The organism is Neobacillus jeddahensis (genome assembly GCF_000612625.1).
Lineage (GTDB): Bacteria > Bacillota > Bacilli > Bacillales > Cytobacillaceae > Neobacillus > Neobacillus jeddahensis.
The window spans coordinates 43,865-61,385 of sequence record NZ_CCAS010000010.1 but is presented as its reverse complement, the minus strand read 5'-3'; the positions used below and the strand labels follow the sequence as shown (position 1 = coordinate 61,385).

The window sequence follows — 17,521 nt, the reverse complement described above, 5'->3', positions numbered from 1 at the left end:
TAAGGCGCTTGCGCTTTTGGAAATAGGAAGGGATTCTATGCAGTCTAAACTATTAAGAGGAACTTTTATATTAACATTAGGAACTATCCTTTCAAAGGTAATCGGTTTAATTTATGTTATTCCATTCTTTCAAATTGTCGGCAGGGAAGGAACAACGCTTTATCAATTCTCTTATGTTCCTTATACCATTTTTATAAGTATCGCGACGGCGGGTGTTCCGCTCGCTGTATCAAAGTTTATTTCAAAATATAATGCACTTGAGGAGTATGCAGTTGGCAGGAAGCTGTTTAAGTCGGGATTAGTTATCATGCTGGCTACCGGGGTTATGGCTTTTTTGGTGATGTATCTCGCAGCGCCTACATTAGCAGAAATGAGTGTTGGCGATAAAAAGGCTAATTTAGAAAATGTCACCACCGTCATGCGTGCGGTTAGTTTTGCGCTAATTGTTGTTCCATTTATGAGTCTCATCAGAGGATTCTTTCAAGGGCACCAATCGATGGGCCCGTCAGCTCTCTCACAAGTCGTGGAACAAATTGTCAGGATTGCGTTTACCCTTTTAGGGGCGTTTGCAGTCTTACATATGTTTAATGGAAAAATGGTTACCGCCGTAAGTGTCGCCACGTTTGCAGCCTTTATTGGCGCCATTGGCGGTTTGATCGTTTTATTTTGGTATTGGTATAAACGAAAACCGTATTTAGATGAACTGCTTACGCATGATAAGGGCACAATAAATATTTCATTAAAGGACATTTATAAGGAAATTCTTATCTATGCCTTTCCGTTTGTGTTAGTCGGGATTGCCAACCCATTATTTCAAGCGATTGATCAATTCACCTTTAGCCAGGCAATGGCGGAAATCGGGAAAAAGAAGTTTGCGGAATCCTTCTTCTCTATTTTAAATTTTGAATCACATAAGATTGTTATTATCCCTGTATCACTGGCAACGGGCTTTTCATTAACGCTCGTACCAAGTATAACGAAGGCCTTTATTGATGGTGAAGGTGCAAGTTTAAATCGCCAATTAAATCAGACATTTCAAGTACTGCTATTTTTAACGTTACCTGCAGCCATTGGTCTTTCCTTATTGGCAGAACCCGTTTATACGGCATTTTATCAGCATGATGTCATTGGTACGGAAGTATTAAGGGCATATGCACCAGTTGCCATTCTCTTTTCTCTCTATTCTGTTACCGCGGCCATATTACAAGGGATTAATGAACAGCGGTTTACGGTATTAAGTTTACTAGTGGGATTATTAATAAAATTATCCCTCAATATACCGTTAATCAAAATGATGGAAACAAGAGGGGCGGTATTAGCAACTACTCTTGGATATGTTGCAGCTATTCTCATCAATTTGATTGTGATTAAGGTATATGCGCGTTATCCTTACCGTCTTGTTTGGAGAAGAAGTTTATTAATAGTCATCTTTGCTGGATGTATGTGGGTGGGCACAGAATTAATGTACAAACTATTATCATTATTCCTATCGCCTGCGTTAAAGTTTCAATCTGTATTAATGATCGTCATTTGCGCTGCAGTGGGAGCTGGAATTTATTTTTATCTTGGCTTAAAATCAGGACTTGCCAGCCGTTTATTTGGAGATAAACTTGATCGGTTAATGACAAAATTACCAGGGAGGAGAAAACGCGTTGAGAATTGACAAAATGCTAGCGAACCTTGGCTATGGCAGCCGTAAGGAAGTGAAACAGCTCCTAAAAAGTGGTGCCGTTAAAGTGGATGACGTACTCATTAAAGATGCAAAGCAGCATGTGGATACGGCGGAGCAAACCATCACCCTTAATGGGGAAATCATTGAATATAAAGAATACATTTATCTTATGATGAATAAGCCTCCAGGAGTCCTATCAGCAACGGAGGATAACTCTTGTGAAACAGTCATTGATTTATTGGAGATGGAGGATCAGGTGTATGAACCATTCCCTGTCGGAAGATTGGACAAGGATACAGAGGGACTGCTCCTCATTACCAATGATGGTCAATTGGCTCATCGCTTACTTTCACCAAAAAAGCATGTGCCGAAGATGTACTTTGCCAGCATCGACGGGGAAGTAACGGAAAAAGATGTTGAAGCCTTTGCACAAGGGGTAACCTTGGATGATGGTTACGAAACGAAGCCTGGCTTTTTAAAGATCTTGAAAGCAGGGATTCGTTCGGAGATTGAGTTAACCATCACCGAAGGAAAATTTCATCAAGTGAAACGGATGTTTGAAGCTGTTGGAAAAAAAGTTGTCTATCTTAAACGGATGACGATGGGACCACTCGGATTGGATGAAACCCTCGAATTAGGCGAATATCGTGAACTGACTGATGAAGAATTGACATTATTGAGAGAATATCAAGTGAAATAGAGGATTTTATCGAAAAAGCAGCTAATCGTATAGCTGCTTTTTCATGTGTTTTGCTAAATTATTGATACGCTTTTATATTTAGTAATTCGTCTAACCCGACTATAGCAAAATCCCTTTTTTGTAATTCCTCAATTAATTGCGGGAGAGCTTTTTTAGTCTCACTCTTATCAGTATCAGAGTGCATTAAGATGATATCTCCGTTTCGGACATTGTCTAATACATTGTTAAGGATATTCTGGGATTCCTTTTGTGACCAATCTAATGTATCGATCGACCACAGCACAATCGAATAGCCAGCTTGCTTCGCCTCCACTGCAACATGAGTGTCTGTATCACCATATGGGGTCCGAACGATAGCAGGCTCTTTACCGGTTATGGAGCTGATTGCTTCGCCCGCTTTTTCAAGTTCATTTCGAATAGACTCGTTTGATAATTTTGTTAATTCCACATGATTGTAGCTATGACTAAGAACAAGGTTACCATGGTCAAAGGCATTCTTGACGACATCTGGGTGTTCCTTTACCTTACTTCCAATAAAGAAGAAATTTCCTTTTACATGGTAGCGGGCAAGAATATTGATAATGTCTGGGGTGATGTCCATATCAGGGCCATCATCAAAGGTGAGGGCAACCTTCTGTTGATTGGGACCATTAATGTAGACGTTTTCCTGACTTCTTGAAAAAGAGATGATTTGGTTCCGCCAGGCTTGCATGGACTCCCAGGCATTTTTCGTTAATTGATTGGATACACCCTTTATTTCAAGAATGTAATCGTTCTTTGTTGCGACAATACCTCTTTTAGTGCTAAAAACATTAATATGATCAATAGTAGTTTCACTTTTAGGAATAATGATTTTTAGTTGTATTTCAGGAGTTGGCTGATAAACATAAATAGAATCACCATCAACTTCGGAAAAATGGTTTGGTGGTCCCAATGTCTTCATCATTTGATCATAAGTCAGCTTGTGAAGTTCAATCGCAAATGAACGGACATCGAAAATTTCTCCAGCCTCGTTGTAACCAAAAACGATATGTTTACTTGAATAGGTTGCATAGTACCCCAATCCTGCTTGATCAACTTGGTCAGGCTCACCCCATTCAGTTTTCACTTGATTAATTGTGCTATCTAGTGCGGTAAATGGGCAATTCTTCACCATACCCTTTTGAGCTTGGGCAAAGAGGTCCTCAAGTATTTGTTGAGAATGCTCCATTTCCGGTTTTTGCACGCTATTTTGCTGTGGCTTATCATCCTTGTCAGAGGGGATAGAATGTTCACAAGCTGAGAGGATGGTTGCAGTTGATAAAATGAGGAGCAGTAAAATCTTCTGTATTTTCATCGAATTATGATCACCCCGCGACTTTAAACTATGTTCATTTAATCATAACAAATTTGGCTTATGAATGATAATGTATGACATTCTAACAAAAAAAAGGACAAAGCATGAAGCCTTGTCCTCTGAAAGTTATGCATTTAGAAAAGATTGTAACATCCAATTATGTTTCGAAAGTTTACCAACTAGGGCAAGAAACATATCGCTTGTCACATCGTCATTGTTTTGTTCTGCTACTTCCATACCGGTTTTTAACTCATCAATGATCAAAGAAAAGTCTTTTACCACTACTTGAACCATTTCTTCCGCCGTTAATTTTTCACTAGCTTCTTCAATCGTTGCAAGTTGAAGGGACTCTTTTAAAGTTGAAATGGGGTTGCCGCCAATCGATAGTAATTGTTCTGCAAATTCATCTATTGTCGCTGCTGCTTCCCCATATAATTCCTCAAATTTTGCATGTAAGGTAAAGAAGTGAGGTCCTTTCACATACCAATGAAAATGATGTAATTTCATGTATAATACATTCCAGTTTGCGATTTGTTGATTGAGAACTTGTTCAATTGTCATGTAGCATTCCTCCTAAATTTCTTATCTGTTTTTATTATAACACATATTAATTAAAAGTAAATATCAAATTATAATAATTATAAATAAGAAAAATAGTTTTACTTATCCTCAAGAACTGAGTGAAATATAACTTTTTGAAAAAATAACTAATGAGGTTGCACTATGGGTAGTATATAGAAAAAGACGATATGAAAGGGGAACTAGTCTTGAAACTGACTCACGAGCAGGCGATTGAACTGCACGGCTTTAATAATTTAACTAAATCCTTAAGCTTCAATATGTATGATATTTGTTTTACGAGGACGAAGGACGAGCGGGAAGCCTATTTAAACTATATTGATGAGCAATACAGTGCAGATAGACTGCAAAAGATTTTAACCCATGTATCGGATATTATTGGGGCGCATGTCTTAAATGTCGCAAGTCAAGATTTTGAGCCAGCGGGGGCAAGTGTGACCTTGTTGGTTTCAGAGGGGCCTGTTGCCAATGCGCCATCTGAATCTTTCGAGGAATCGCCGGGACCGCTGCCAGAATCGGTGGTTATGCAGCTAGATAAGAGTCATATTACTGTCCATACATATCCGGAATTTCATCCTGATGAAGGAATCAGCACATTTAGAGCGGATATTGATGTCTCAACCTGTGGAGAAATTTCGCCTCTTAAGGCCCTTCATTATTTAATCCGCTCGTTTGAGACTGACGTGATGACGATTGATTATCGGGTCCGCGGCTTTACAAGGGATAAAACGGGGCATAAGCTTTTTATTGATCATGAAATTAACTCCATACAAAATTATATTCCTGAAGATGTGGGCGAGTTGTTTGATATGATTGATGTGAATGTCTATCAGGAACATATTTTTCACACAAAATGTAAACTAAGGGAATTTGATTTAAATAACTACTTGTTTGGTTATACAAAGGAGAAATTAACTCCAGATGAACATATTGAAATAACGGAGAGATTAAAGCTAGAAATGGATGAAATTTTTTATGGAAAAAATATAGTTCAATAAAAGAGCGCAGGGATTGCGCTCTTTTTGCAACTGAAAATACTGCCAAATGGGTGAAGAACTAAGGAAACACTTGACGTGAAACCAAATGGTGTTATATATTGTTTATATGAAACCAAATGGTTTCGTAATGAAGCGAAAAATTGATTATCAGGAGGTATTTCAATGGGAAACGAGACACAAGTAACATTAGAAGATATAAAATATACGGTGGTATATAATGCGCCAATTGCGAAAGTATGGGATGCAGTAGCGACAGCAGAAGGACTTAGCGCATGGTTTATGCCGAATGATCTAGAACCTGTAGAAGGTCATGAATTTCATCTAAATGCAGGCCAATTTGGCATGTCACCTTGTAAGGTAACAGAGGTTGATCGACCTAACCGTCTTTCATTTAATTGGGGGAAAGATTGGACGTTAACTTTTGAATTAAAAGAACTGGAAGGAAAAACAGAAGTAACATTAATCCATGGTGGTTGGGATGCAAATAAAGTGACAGAATTTGGTGCACCACATACACCAATTCGTGACAATATGAACCAGGGCTGGGCAGGACTTGTACAAAAATTACAAGCATATGTCGAGGCATAATGGCTGCCGCTTCAGCAAAGCATGATGTCTTCCAAGCCATTGCTGACCCAACCCGGAGAAGGCTATTAAAACTCCTTAGCAATCAAGAAATGCCTGTTACAGCGATCAGTGAGCATTTTCCCATTAGTCGTACAGCTGTTTCTAAACATTTGAAGGTATTATCTGAAGCAGGCTTGGTAAAGGAGCGTAAAGTTGGTCGAGAAACACGCTACAAGCTTGAACCGGACCCACTAGTTGAATTAAAGGATTGGCTCCAATATTTCGAATTATTTTGGGAAAATAAACTTAATGCGCTTAAGCGTTTTGTTGAATCGGACGAGTCAGAAGTTGATCTATCCATAAACCTTAGTGGAGAAGATAAGCAAAGAAAGTGATATCCAGTATGCGGATATCACTTTCTTTATTTAATTTATACTTCAACAGATGTTTTGGCATGTTGAAGATGACTTGTAATCCAGCCAATTGCACCAGCAATTAGTAGATAGAAGAGTAAGATATAGATTTGATCTTGTAGCATTGACAAGTCTCCTAATGAAATAACATCCTGGAATCCTTGTAGGGAATGAGCCATTGGCAGCAGTTGCCCAATCTTCGCAAGGATTGGGTTACTTAATTCTCCTGGGAAGGTTCCGCCACATGTGGCTAATTGAAGGACTAATAGCGTGACCGCCATAAACTTGCCTGCAAGACCAAATAAGGTAACGAGCATCAGGATAAAAGTCATAAAAGTAAAGGAAATAATCACGCTAGATAAGATAAACAGTGGAACGCTGGCAACGTGAACTTTAAATCCTAATAGGACGATTAAATCAACAAAAAGGACCTGAACTAAGGCAATCATATATTTAAGCCCAAGTTTATTGATAAAATGTTCTGTCCCATTCACTTTCATGTTTTGTCTTCTGCTAAGTGGAAGGATATTTGCTGCCATAATTCCACCAACGTATAAGGCTAGAGATAGAAAATAAGGCGTAATTCCTGTACCATAGTTTGGAACATCAGATAAATCTGTTTCTACCAATTTCACCGGTTCAGCGAACATCGTCGTAAGTTGATCATTGTTATGGATACTGGATGTTTTGTCCGCTGCATCGTTTAATTTAGTCGCAAGCTCATTAGAGCCCACTGTCAGTTGACCTAAGCCCTCGGCTAATTGAGTGCCTCCAGTTTGCAGCTGTTTCTCACCATCAGCTAACTCATTAATGCCATTGTTGAGAGAGGAAAATCCTGTTTGCCATTGGGTGAATCCGTTGGAAACTTGAACTGTTCCTTCAGACAATTGTTGGGCACCTGCGGTAGCTTCAGTCAATTTTGTCCCAAATTGCTTCATGCCAGCTAGAACTTGGCTCTGACCCTGAATTAATTGGTTTGTGCCTTGAACTAACTTTGCTTGCCCGCTACTCAATGAGTCAGCAGACTTCGCTAAACCAGCTGACAGTGTAACGATTTCCTTGAGGGAATCATCAGCTTGCATTTCAGGATGACTTTGTATGAATTGCTCAATGGATTCCGTTAGTTTATCCGCACCATTTTTCAAGCTAGCTTGACCTTGAGCCAACGTTTCATTGCTCGTAGCCAATGCTTTCATGCCTTCTGTTACCTGGACCATACCTGCTTCAAGACTTCCGTGTCCTTCTGATAATTTTGCCATCCCGTTATAGAGCGACAGGGATCCATCCTGAAGGGTGTTAATCCCAGTAGTTAAAGCTTGTTGACCACTTGAAAGCTGATGACTTCCATCCTGGAGCTTACCAGTCCCATCATTTAAGCGATTGATTCCATCAGCTAACTGAAGTACTCCAGTTTTAGCGTCATTTGTTCCTTGGTTTAGTTGCGTCGCACCATCACTAGCATCATGTAATCCAGTGGCTAACTCCTGGAACTTAGAAAATACGCCCTCTGCATATGACTTTGTAATGCTAGCAGAGATTTTTGTTTTCATCTTTTCAATGGCTGTCGTGCTAATCTGCGAAGCTACGTAGTTTTTACCAGGATTGATTTTATAACTTAGCATTGCAGGTACCGGATGTGCATCCATTAAGGTGCTGACCTTCTGCGAGAAATCCTTTGGAATCGTAAGAACCATGTAATAGTCCCCATCCTTAAGTCCTTGTTCAGCCTTCTTTTCGGAGGTGAAATGGAAGTTAAGATCTTTTGTCTCTTTCAGGTTTTTAACAAATTCTTGACCTGCATCAATCTCCTTATCTTCCATCATCGAGCCTTGATCTAAATTAACAATCGCAACAGGGAGCTTGTCCAAGCGCCCATATGGATTCCAATATCCCGCTAGGAAAAAGCTCGAATAAATTAATGGCACAATCAAAAGAAAGATTAAAGCAATTCTCCCATGTTTATGTAGCCACATCGCTTTTAAATCACTGAAAACTAATTGAATTCCTTTCATAAACTACCCCTTTGTTTAATGAATTTTTAACATAAACACTATAATAAATACTTTTGGATATAATGTATAATATATAATTAGTTATCAATTAATAGCTTCTAATCTATTTATAAAGAAGGGAGGGGTACAATGGAATTATTACAACTGCAGTATTTTCAAACGGTTGCCAGACTTGAGCATATGACCAAGGCGGCTGCTGAACTTCAAATAGCCCAACCATCGTTAAGTAAAACGATCACAAGATTAGAAGAAGACCTCGGTGTGCCATTGTTTGATAGAAAAAACAGGCAACTGCAGCTAAATGAATTTGGAAAGCTGTTTTTACAGAGGGTTAACAGGATCATTTTAGAATTAAATGAGGGGAAAAGAGAACTGGTTGAACTGGCTGATCAGGGGCAAACGCAAATTACATTAGCAGTAAGTATCCCAAGAGTTCTTCCAGAATTATTAAGTTCCTTTTTAAGGCAGTTTCCAGATATTAAATTTCAACAAGTTCTTGAATCGACTTCATCGATGCGGAATTTGCTTGAAAAGGCGAAGATTGATTTTTGTATCTCATCAGTGCCACTAGAGGGTGATGATATTATCTGGGAACCGCTTGTTACCGAAGAAATTTACCTAGTGGTACCTCCAGGACATCGTTTAGCTGGTAGAGAAAAAATTAGGCTTGAGGAAGTTAAGGATGAATCATTTATTAGTATGAATACGGGCTTCGGGTTTAGAAATGTGACAGATGAATTTTGCCGTAAGGCTGGATTTGTTCCGAACATTGCCTTTGAAGGAGATGAACCCGGAGTGATTGGTGATTTAGTGAGGCAAGGATTAGGAGTAGCCTTTATTCCGGAAATCTCTTGGATGAATAAAGAAAATCCGTTTCCCAATAAACTGCATATCATGGAACCAAACTGTCAACGGACAATTGGATTAGGGTGGTCCAAACGGCGGTTCTTATCTAATCCCTCGCAACAATTTCGTAAGTATGTTCTCGATTATTTTTCGAAGATTGCTATTCATTAAGGGAAGAGCTGCTAAAGGGGATACTTAATCAAGTATGTATTGTTCATTTTATAAAAATAAGCCAGCAGAAATTTGCTGGCTTGTCCTCTTATTATCTTTATTTGAACCCTTTTTTTCTCGCATTAAAAGAAAGCATAATGAGAAGGGCAATGATCACAATGGAAACAGTTGAACCGATTAAATTATTTACGTTAAGCAGAAATCCAACAAAGATAACCGTTAATAACGTAATGGCAAAAATGGTTGTATATGGAAAGTATTTCACCTGAAACGCTGGTTGTTTTTTATAAAGTGGCCTTAATTTTAATTGGGCGGCACAAATACTAATCCAGATGATCATGACGGTAAATCCAGGGATGGTCATGAGATAGCCGATGACTTGACTTGGTGTTAGGTAGGCCAAGTAAACACCTACTAAAATACAAACACTTGTAATCAGGATACCAATGATAGGAATTCCATTTTTTGATAGTTTTCCAAGCCTTGTAGGTGCTACCCCACTTTGTGACATCGAAAACAGTGTTCTAGACGTAGCATAAATTCCAGAATTGGCTGCCGATAAAACGGCTGTTAATAGAACAAAGTTCATGATGTGAGCTGCTCCAGGTAAACCAGTTATACTGAAAACTTGAACGAATGGACTATCTGCACCCGTGACTTTATCCCAAGGCATCATTCCACAAATAATGAGAATGGGTAATACATAAAAGATAATGACACGCCAGACGGCACCTTTAATAATTTTTGGTAATACTCGTTCTGCATCCTTCGTTTCCGTTACGGCCACTCCAATTAATTCAGCACCACCATAAGAAAACATGACAACTAAAAAGGCACTGAAGGTTCCACTGATACCGTGTGGGAAAAATCCGCCATGTGCAGTATAATTTGAAAACGGGTCATTGATACTACTTGGAATTAGACCAAAAAGGAGTAAGAAGCCTAAGAGTATAAATGCTATTAAAGCAATAATTTTAATTCCAGCAAACCAAAACTCCAGTTCCCCATAATATTTCACTTGAAATAGATTAATTGCTACGATCACCACTGCACATAAAAAGCTTAGCAGCCATAATGGTATAGCCGGAAACCAAAATTGTAAGAAACTACCTGCCGCTAATAATTCTACCACCGTTACTATAATCCAATTGATCCAGTAAAGCCAGCCAACCAAATAAGATATTTGAAACCCAAATGCTTTGTTAACTAAATGCTGAACATTTAAGTTTGGAAAAGCAAGCGCCATTTCTCCTAATGCAGCCATAATAATAAAGAGCAGCAGACCTCCAATGAGATAGGCGATGATCACACTTGGCCCTGCAATACTTAATGTATCGGAGCTCCCCTTAAAAATGCCTGTCCCAATCATACCAGCCAAGGCAATAAATTGGACATGTCTCGGCAAAAGTCCCTTTTGTAAATCTTGTTGATTTTTCTCCATGCTGTCCCAACTCACTTCTCTGTTTTGCTTAGACGCTTTTAAGCACTAAAGTATTTTTATACTAATATATCATATTTATGAAAACTGTCAAATATACTTGAAGATTTACGAGTGCGGTTTCTCACTTCAAGAAATGCTAATCAAGTTCTCGGGTAAGTAAAAAGCATGCGCTAAAATACTCGCATGCTTTTATATGCTTATCATTCAATGTTTTAATTTGGTTGTTAAGATGACATCTTCACTTTCTTCTGTGTAGTCGTCCATTTTCCGCGGCTTGGGCTTATAACCAAGTCATTATAGGCTAAGACATTTAAATCTCGTTGTATGGTGCGAGGAGTGATACCAAATTCCTCTACAAGTTCTTGCGTAGTGACAGTGCCGTTATTGCGAATAAACATGTAGATACATTTGATGCGGTTTAACATCCGGTTAGTTGAAGGTTTCAAAGAACCACTCCCTATCCTAATTTCAAACCTATGGCTTAATCCCTCTACCGACGCCTGTTTGAAGATTACTCTTCAAGAATATGTAGTTTCTTTTCCGCGCAGACAACTCCTTTTTATGGAATGTTACTGTGGATACCTAGATGTCATACATCTAACCTTATTGTACCCATAAAATCTGAAAATTTCCACCAATATACGAAATTTTTACAAAATAAACATATAAAATAAGGATAAAATGTACGGGGATTTGCCGCCTTCATTCTCCTCATACTATAGGTTATGGGCGATTACGCCTGGATTATGACTAATTAATTGAATTTTTAGTTAAATTATTTTATGCTAAGTTTATCTTAAAACGTTCTGCCTCTTTTCTACAAAAAATATCGTCCTTTTTAGCTAAAGTGTGAACTTATTTGCAATAATGATATTGTTAATGAAGAATATAATTCTTTTATATGGGAGTAAGTAAACCAGAGGGAGTGGAATAATGGAATTTGCAATCTTAAATGGCTCAATTATTAATCGTTCAGAAGCTAAGGTAGATATTGAGGATCGAGGTTACCAATTTGGCGATGGGGTGTATGAAGTAATCCGTGTCTACAATGGTAAACTCTTCACTGAAAACGAACATTTAGCTCGATTTGGTAAAAGCTCGGAGAGTATCGATATTTCGCTCCCTTATTCTGTTACAGAATTAGCTAATTTACTAGAAGAGCTCGTCTTGAAAAATGATCTTCAAATGGGGATTGTTTATATGCAAATGACAAGAGGGGCCGCTCCACGTAATCATGCCTACCCCGCCAAAGGAATTACGCCTACCCTTGTCGCCTATACAAAGGAATTTCCTAGACCAGTAGATAGTTTGCAAACGGGTGTTAAAACTATTTTGTTAGACGATATTCGTTGGCTGAGATGTGATATAAAAAGCTTAAATTTACTTGGGAACTTATTGGCAAAACAAAAAGCTGCTGAGCAAGCTTGTTATGAAGCTATCCAGCACCGGTCGGAAACCGTCACAGAAGGAAGTTCATCCAATATCTTTATCGTAAAGAATGGCGTGGTAATAACCCATCCTTCAGATCCGTTTATATTAAAAGGGATAACAAAAGATGTTATTATACAACAGTGCTTGGCAAGTACTATTCAAGTTGAGGAAAGGCCGTTTAGTATTGAGGAGCTTCAACAGGCTGATGAGGTATTCTTATCTAGTACAACGTCAGAGGTTATGCCGATTGTTGAAATTGATAGGAATCGAGTGAAGAATGGAACTCCTGGTCCAATCACGAGGAAGTTACAAGCACTATTTGAAAAGGAAATTGAAAAACAGTGCGGTGCCTTACCTGACAAAGTGATCGTTTAAGAAAAAGACGTGGATACAGATCATCTGTAGCACGTCTTTTTGAATGGTCTAGCTGTTGCACTTACTCATTTTACTGAAATAAATCGCTCGATAAATATCTTTCACCTGTATCACAGGCAATACAAACAATCACCTCGTTTGGAGAAAATTGTTTAGCAACCTGTAATGCTGCGTAACAGGCGGCACCAGAAGAGGGACCTACGAGTATTCCTTCCTCTTTCGCCAATCTTCTAGTTATATCATAAGCATCTTCATCTGAGATTTGCTGGATTTTATTGTAAACTGCCTGGTTTAAGATTTCCGGGATAAAGCCCGGACTTGTTCCAACGAGTTTGTGTTTGCCTGGTTTTCCACCCGATAAAACAGGTGACCCCTTTGGTTCCACAACATGGATCAATAAGTTTGAAAAATGCTCTTTCAAGACTTCTCCTGTTCCTGTTATCGTTCCCCCGGTCCCAGCTGTTGCTACAAAAGCGGCAAGCGGTTTTCCGATTTCCTTGACTGCTTCGATGATCTCAACAGCCGTTGAATAACGGTGTGCATCAGGGTTTGCTTGATTTTCAAATTGCATTGGTAAAAAACTATTGGGAATTTCCGCTGCTAATTGCTGCGCTTTTTTTATCGCACCGGGCATCTTTTCATTGCCCGGAGTTAGCACGACCTTTGCTCCATAGGCTCGTAAAATATTTATCCGTTCTTGTGTCATCGTGTCAGGCATCACGATAATGGATTTATAGCCACGTGCAGCCGCATTCATGGCAATGCCAATTCCGGTATTACCACTTGTCGGTTCAATAATCGTGGAGCCCTCTGTCAATTTTCCAGCCTTTTCAGCCGCCAAGATCATATTAAAGGCGGCACGATCTTTTACACTTTTGCTAGGATTGTAATATTCTAGCTTTAAATAGACCGTGGCCCCATCTTTGGGTGCAACACGATTTAATTTTACCAATGGTGTTTCGCCAATTAATTCTGCTATATTATTAACAACTTTCAATAGGAACCACCCTTTCTACCTGCCACTAACAGTACTAGTTTAATCATAATGAAAATAAGACTGTTTGTAAAAAATATCGCTTATAGATATGGTTGATGGTAGATACAAATGGGGGAAAATAGACTAAAATGATAAAAAAGGACGGATGAGGACAATGGAACAGCAGCCGCATTTTTTCTTTGCGCTTAGACTACCCGAAGAAACAAAGTTGGTTTTGAAAAAACATATTGAAAGAATGAAGGAAACCATCCCTTTTAGACGTTGGGTTCACCATCAAGACTTACACATTACCTTAGTATTTTTAGGAGCTGTTCCTCCTGAAAAATTGGCGGCATTATTGCGTCATGTAAAAGAGGTCTTACTTGATACGAAGGCATTTTCATTAAAAATAAATGCGCTCGGCTTTTTTGGTCACGAAGACTCACCACGTGTATTTTGGGCTGATACCGAGGAAAGCCCACCATTACAGGCGATCAGAGGAAAAGTGTTTACGACATGCGAGAGGGCGGGGTTTCAACTTGAAAAAAGACCATTTCGACCCCATATTACGCTTGCACGAAAGTGGAAAGGTGAAGATCATTTTCAAAAAGAAGAACTTGGCGTTTGGACGAAACTCCAGCCTGAACCACTATCGTTTCAAGCGAATGAGGTTGTGTTATATCAAACCCATTTGACTAAGACACCTAAATATGAGGCAATCGCTGTCTTTCCGTTACACAATTAGAAATTTATCGTCAAAGGTTGGTTATATGAATCATATTTATTTTATTGTTAACCCCAAAGCAAGAAATGGATACTGTATGAAAACGTGGAAAAAAATAGAGGACCATTTGAAGGGTGAAAATCTTACCTATCTTGCCTTCTTTACTGATTATCCTGGACACGCGCAGGTCCTCTCAAGCCAAATTGCCGCGAAGTCACAGGAAAACACGCTAATTATTGCTGTTGGCGGAGATGGAACGATGCATGAAGTGATGAATGGAGTCGTCCATGATAAACATATTACGCTCGGATTTATTCCTGGTGGTTCGGGAAACGACTTTTCAAGAGGGTATCATATTCCTGCTGATCCTGTGGAAGCATTAAGCTGTATTCTGCGCTTAATGAAGCAGAAGGCATCGGCGATTGATATTGGAAAAATCACTCTTCAGGATGCTTCTAAGCACTATTTTATTAATAATATGGGTGCAGGCTTTGATGCTATTATCTCCTATGAAGTCAATCAATCAAAGATGAAGGCACTTTTCAATAAATTATCACTTGGTAGGCTCGTTTATGTTTATTTTTTAATAAAAAAGTTGTTTACCTATAAAACATCAACAATTGATATATCAATTGACGGGAAAAAGCATATATTTGATAAAACATGGTTTGTTACCGTTTCCAACCAACCATATTATGGAGGGGGAATGAAAATTGCCCCTGCCGCCGAACCAGATGATGGTCTTTTTGATATTACGGTGGTTCATCAGTTATCACGGTTGAAATTACTCCTTGTTTTTATCAGCGTATTTTGGGGGAAACATATCCATTTTAAAGAAGTAAAAAGCTTTAAGGGAAGAGTTGTGTCAGTTCACTCTCCAACAAGCTTACATGTCCACGCTGATGGAGAACAGATCGGATATACTCCCCTCAACATTGACCTTCAAGCAAAAAATTTGAAGGTGTTAACAAGAAGACGAAAGACGGAAGAAGTGGAGCTAAAGGAGAGGGATTCGAATGATTTCTACTGACAGGAAATTTTTTGCCTACTTAGATGAAATGAATATCATTACGATTCTGCTTCCCCTTTCATATCATCATGGCAGGTCATCAACATTCAATTTGACTACAGATACAGTGATGACTCCGCTCCACATCTTAAAGGAGACGGAGATTGAAGATAATCATAAATATGTCTGTCAGTTTGAAGGGGATCTTTTATTTGGAAAGCAATATTGGATTCTCGATGAGCATGGTGGAAAAACTGATTTACAAATAGGTGCTGTGATTCGAACGGATGCCTTTGATGAGAAATTTTATTATGGTGGGCTGGACTTGGGCGTGACTGTTGATGGCAGCCACACCCTTTTTAAGCTATGGGCCCCGACAGCAACAGGGGTGAAAGTAAAGATACGTCCGCCAAACATTGAGTATGCTGAAATCATCAAGATGAGGCGAGAGGAACGAGGAGTCTGGTCTGTAGGTGTAGCTCGTGATTTGGAATTCTTTCACTATAGCTTTCTTGTCCTTGTTAATCAAGAATGGCGAGAAGCAGTGGATCCGTATGCAAAGGCCTTAACAACAGGTGGAGAGAAAGGCGTGGTCGTCAAGCTAGAGAAAACTTTTCGGCCTAGACAGGACTTACCATTATTGGATAACCCCGTGGATGCGATTATTTACGAAACACATATAAGAGATTTTACCATTCATAAGGATAGTGGTTGCAAGGAAAAGGGTCTGTATCTAGGTGCAGGAGAGCTAAACACAAAAGGGAAAGATGGGGAGTTAACAGGATTATCGTATGTGAAAGATTTAGGAGTAACCCATATTGAATTTCTCCCCATACATGATTTTGCTGGCGTCGATGAATTAAATCCAACTAAAGACTATAACTGGGGGTATAATCCTCTCCATTTTAATGCACCAGAGGGAAGTTATGCGACGGACCCCACGAATCCTTATTCGCGAATTATTGAATTAAAGAAACTAATCGATCAGGTTCACAGTGTCGGTCTTAGGGTGATCCTAGATGTGGTTTATAATCATGTGTATATTCGCGAAGACTCCTCTTTTGAAAAAGTTGTCCCAGGCTACTATTTTCGACATAACGAAATGGGGCTGCCTTCGAATGGCACCGGAGTAGGGAATGATCTTGCATCGGAACGAAAAATGGTTAGGAAATTTATTATTGATTCCATTCGCTATTGGATGGAGGAGTATCATGTCGATGGATTCCGGTTTGATTTAATGGGGATTTTAGATATAGAAACGATGCTTGAGGTAAGAAAAACATGTGACAGCATTTCAAAGGGGACCCTCATCATTGGTGAAGGATGGAACCTAAATACCCCGCTGCCACTGGAACAAAAAGCGATTATTCTTAATCAAGCAAAACTCCCAGAAATTGCCCAGTTTAATGACAAATTCCGAGACGTCATTAAGGGTAATACATTTAATTTATTTGATAAAGGCTACGCATTAGGGAATGCCCATTTCTTGGCTGATGCTCTTGAGGTGATGGCGGGAAGTATCGGCCTGTCAAAAAAAGGTGCCAGTCTTTTTAATCAACCTAGTCAATCTGTTAATTATGTTGAATGCCATGATAACCATACCCTTTGGGATAAGCTGCAAGCCTGTTTCCCAGATGCTGATGACATAACGCGAAGGAAGTACCACCGCCTTGCTACCAGTATGGTGCTGCTGTCACAGGGAATTCCATTTCTTCATAGCGGACAGGAGTTCTTCCGTACAAAGCAGGGAGACGGTAATAGTTACCGCTCTCCAGACGCTATTAACCAGCTTGATTGGGAAAGGAAAAGTCTGTTTCAAGAAAATGTCGACTTAATCAAGGGGCTTATTCACATTCGAAAAGAATTTTCCTGTTTTCGAATGAAAACCGCAGAGGAAATTCGCAACCAGGTTCACCCATTGGCCTATGCTGCTCCGATTTTAGCTTACAGCATTAAAGCGCCGAAAGAGGAGGTCATCATCTTGATTAACCCATCTTCAAAGGGAGAAATGATTACCCTTCCAACGGGACGATGGTTGCTTTTGGCTGACCATGAGTATGCAGGGATATCCTCAAAAAAGGACGTGAAAATAGGACCATTATTGATCGAACCTATTTCACTAAATGTTTTGCTGAAAAAATAGTTTTCCAAGATTACTTGACGAAAAAAGGCAAATGGAGATAAAATTTATTAAGATGGCTATTGTGTGCTATGGTTTCAATAGCTTTTTTTTTTATTCAAAAAAAGCTATCGATATAATTATGGGTTTTA

At 39.1% G+C, this 17,521-nt stretch carries 16 protein-coding genes; 10 read left to right on the top strand and 6 right to left on the bottom strand.

From position 1 onward, the window contains the following. The first annotated feature begins 37 nt into the window (after positions 1–37). Together TY15_RS06915 and TY15_RS06910 are read left to right on the top strand one after the other, a co-directional pair. The gene (locus tag TY15_RS06915) at positions 38–1,663 is read left to right on the top strand and encodes a putative polysaccharide biosynthesis protein (protein WP_040207575.1); all 1,626 of its coding nucleotides are present in this window, start codon (positions 38–40) and stop codon (positions 1,661–1,663) included. Beyond that, positions 1,653–2,372: a pseudouridine synthase gene (locus tag TY15_RS06910; RefSeq protein ID WP_040207577.1), complete on the top strand. Its 720-nt coding sequence runs from the start codon at positions 1,653–1,655 to the stop codon at positions 2,370–2,372. The genes TY15_RS06915 and TY15_RS06910 overlap by 11 nt, the downstream gene beginning before the upstream one ends. A gap of 58 nt (positions 2,373–2,430) precedes the next feature. Here TY15_RS06910 and TY15_RS23125 read toward each other — a convergent pair whose 3' ends face one another. Next, positions 2,431–3,708, bottom strand: coding sequence for a polysaccharide deacetylase family protein (locus TY15_RS23125; protein ID WP_052353721.1), 1,278 nt, complete (start codon positions 3,706–3,708; stop codon positions 2,431–2,433). 126 nt (positions 3,709–3,834) lie between these two features. Next, positions 3,835–4,269 (bottom strand): Dps family protein, encoded by a 435-nt coding sequence (locus TY15_RS06900; protein ID WP_040207578.1) that lies wholly within the window; start codon positions 4,267–4,269, stop codon positions 3,835–3,837. A gap of 206 nt (positions 4,270–4,475) precedes the next feature. Here TY15_RS06900 and speD point away from each other — a divergent pair, with 206 nt between their 5' ends. From speD to TY15_RS06885, 3 genes are all read left to right on the top strand, one after another. After that, positions 4,476–5,285 carry an adenosylmethionine decarboxylase gene (gene speD, locus TY15_RS06895; RefSeq protein ID WP_040207579.1) on the top strand — a complete coding sequence of 270 codons (810 nt, stop codon included), beginning with the start codon at positions 4,476–4,478 and terminating at the stop codon, positions 5,283–5,285. A 162-nt stretch (positions 5,286–5,447) separates the two neighbouring features. Next, positions 5,448–5,873 (top strand): SRPBCC family protein, encoded by a 426-nt coding sequence (locus tag TY15_RS06890; protein ID WP_040207580.1) that lies wholly within the window; start codon positions 5,448–5,450, stop codon positions 5,871–5,873. Further along, positions 5,873–6,247 carry an ArsR/SmtB family transcription factor gene (locus TY15_RS06885; protein ID WP_040207581.1) on the top strand — a complete coding sequence of 125 codons (375 nt, stop codon included), beginning with the start codon at positions 5,873–5,875 and terminating at the stop codon, positions 6,245–6,247. The genes TY15_RS06890 and TY15_RS06885 overlap by 1 nt, the downstream gene beginning before the upstream one ends. Before the next feature lie 35 nt (positions 6,248–6,282). Here the strand turns inward: TY15_RS06885 and TY15_RS06880 are convergent, their stop codons facing one another. Further along, on the bottom strand, positions 6,283–8,277 hold the full coding sequence (locus TY15_RS06880) for a YhgE/Pip domain-containing protein (protein WP_040207582.1): 1,995 nt from the start codon (positions 8,275–8,277) through the stop codon (positions 6,283–6,285). A gap of 129 nt (positions 8,278–8,406) precedes the next feature. On the opposite strand from TY15_RS06880, the gene TY15_RS06875 reads away from it, so the two are divergent. Beyond that, positions 8,407–9,294 (top strand): LysR family transcriptional regulator, encoded by an 888-nt coding sequence (locus TY15_RS06875; protein ID WP_040207583.1) that lies wholly within the window; start codon positions 8,407–8,409, stop codon positions 9,292–9,294. A 97-nt stretch (positions 9,295–9,391) separates the two neighbouring features. On the opposite strand, the gene TY15_RS06870 is transcribed toward TY15_RS06875, so the two are convergent. Together TY15_RS06870 and TY15_RS23495 are read right to left on the bottom strand one after the other, a co-directional pair. Continuing rightward, entirely contained in the window at positions 9,392–10,735 is a 1,344-nt protein-coding gene (locus TY15_RS06870) for an amino acid permease (protein ID WP_040207585.1), read from the bottom strand. Between the two features lie 224 nt (positions 10,736–10,959). Further along, on the bottom strand, positions 10,960–11,181 hold the full coding sequence (locus TY15_RS23495) for a DeoR family transcriptional regulator (RefSeq protein WP_007086548.1): 222 nt from the start codon (positions 11,179–11,181) through the stop codon (positions 10,960–10,962). 487 nt (positions 11,182–11,668) lie between these two features. Between TY15_RS23495 and dat the strand changes: the two genes are divergently transcribed. Further along, positions 11,669–12,541 (top strand): D-amino-acid transaminase, encoded by an 873-nt coding sequence (dat, locus tag TY15_RS06865; protein WP_040207586.1) that lies wholly within the window; start codon positions 11,669–11,671, stop codon positions 12,539–12,541. A gap of 70 nt (positions 12,542–12,611) precedes the next feature. Here the strand turns inward: dat and cysK are convergent, their stop codons facing one another. After that, positions 12,612–13,538 carry a cysteine synthase A gene (gene cysK / locus TY15_RS06860; RefSeq protein ID WP_040207587.1) on the bottom strand — a complete coding sequence of 309 codons (927 nt, stop codon included), beginning with the start codon at positions 13,536–13,538 and terminating at the stop codon, positions 12,612–12,614. A gap of 154 nt (positions 13,539–13,692) precedes the next feature. On the opposite strand from cysK, the gene thpR reads away from it, so the two are divergent. Genes thpR through pulA form a run of 3 tightly spaced genes read left to right on the top strand, consistent with a single transcriptional unit; the run spans position 13,693 to position 17,393 of the window. Beyond that, complete coding sequence (gene thpR / locus TY15_RS06855; protein WP_040207588.1) at positions 13,693–14,262, top strand: RNA 2',3'-cyclic phosphodiesterase; 570 nt, start codon at positions 13,693–13,695, stop codon at positions 14,260–14,262. Further along, positions 14,228–15,271 (top strand): diacylglycerol/lipid kinase family protein, encoded by a 1,044-nt coding sequence (locus tag TY15_RS06850; RefSeq protein ID WP_316244799.1) that lies wholly within the window; start codon positions 14,228–14,230, stop codon positions 15,269–15,271. The genes thpR and TY15_RS06850 overlap by 35 nt, the downstream gene beginning before the upstream one ends. Continuing rightward, positions 15,258–17,393, top strand: coding sequence for a type I pullulanase (gene pulA, locus TY15_RS06845; RefSeq protein ID WP_040207590.1), 2,136 nt, complete (start codon positions 15,258–15,260; stop codon positions 17,391–17,393). Before TY15_RS06850 ends, pulA begins: the two co-directional genes overlap by 14 nt. Positions 17,394–17,521: the final 128 nt, after the last annotated feature.

Excerpts from the sequence above, each read along its gene's own strand:
- TY15_RS06880 (WP_040207582.1), bottom strand. The coding sequence starts at position 8,277 with ATGAAAGGAATTCAATTAGTTTTCAGTGATTTAAAAGCGATGTGGCTA.
- TY15_RS06875 (WP_040207583.1), top strand. The coding sequence starts at position 8,407 with ATGGAATTATTACAACTGCAGTATTTTCAAACGGTTGCCAGACTTGAG.
- TY15_RS06850 (WP_316244799.1), top strand. The coding sequence starts at position 14,228 with ATGAGGCAATCGCTGTCTTTCCGTTACACAATTAGAAATTTATCGTCA.
- pulA (WP_040207590.1), top strand. The coding sequence starts at position 15,258 with ATGATTTCTACTGACAGGAAATTTTTTGCCTACTTAGATGAAATGAAT.
- TY15_RS23125 (WP_052353721.1), bottom strand. The coding sequence starts at position 3,708 with ATGAAAATACAGAAGATTTTACTGCTCCTCATTTTATCAACTGCAACC.
- thpR (WP_040207588.1), top strand. The coding sequence starts at position 13,693 with ATGGAACAGCAGCCGCATTTTTTCTTTGCGCTTAGACTACCCGAAGAA.
- TY15_RS06885 (WP_040207581.1), top strand. The coding sequence starts at position 5,873 with ATGGCTGCCGCTTCAGCAAAGCATGATGTCTTCCAAGCCATTGCTGAC.
- TY15_RS06890 (WP_040207580.1), top strand. The coding sequence starts at position 5,448 with ATGGGAAACGAGACACAAGTAACATTAGAAGATATAAAATATACGGTG.
- TY15_RS06870 (WP_040207585.1), bottom strand. The coding sequence starts at position 10,735 with ATGGAGAAAAATCAACAAGATTTACAAAAGGGACTTTTGCCGAGACAT.
- TY15_RS06900 (WP_040207578.1), bottom strand. The coding sequence starts at position 4,269 with ATGACAATTGAACAAGTTCTCAATCAACAAATCGCAAACTGGAATGTA.
- dat (WP_040207586.1), top strand. The coding sequence starts at position 11,669 with ATGGAATTTGCAATCTTAAATGGCTCAATTATTAATCGTTCAGAAGCT.
- TY15_RS06915 (WP_040207575.1), top strand. The coding sequence starts at position 38 with ATGCAGTCTAAACTATTAAGAGGAACTTTTATATTAACATTAGGAACT.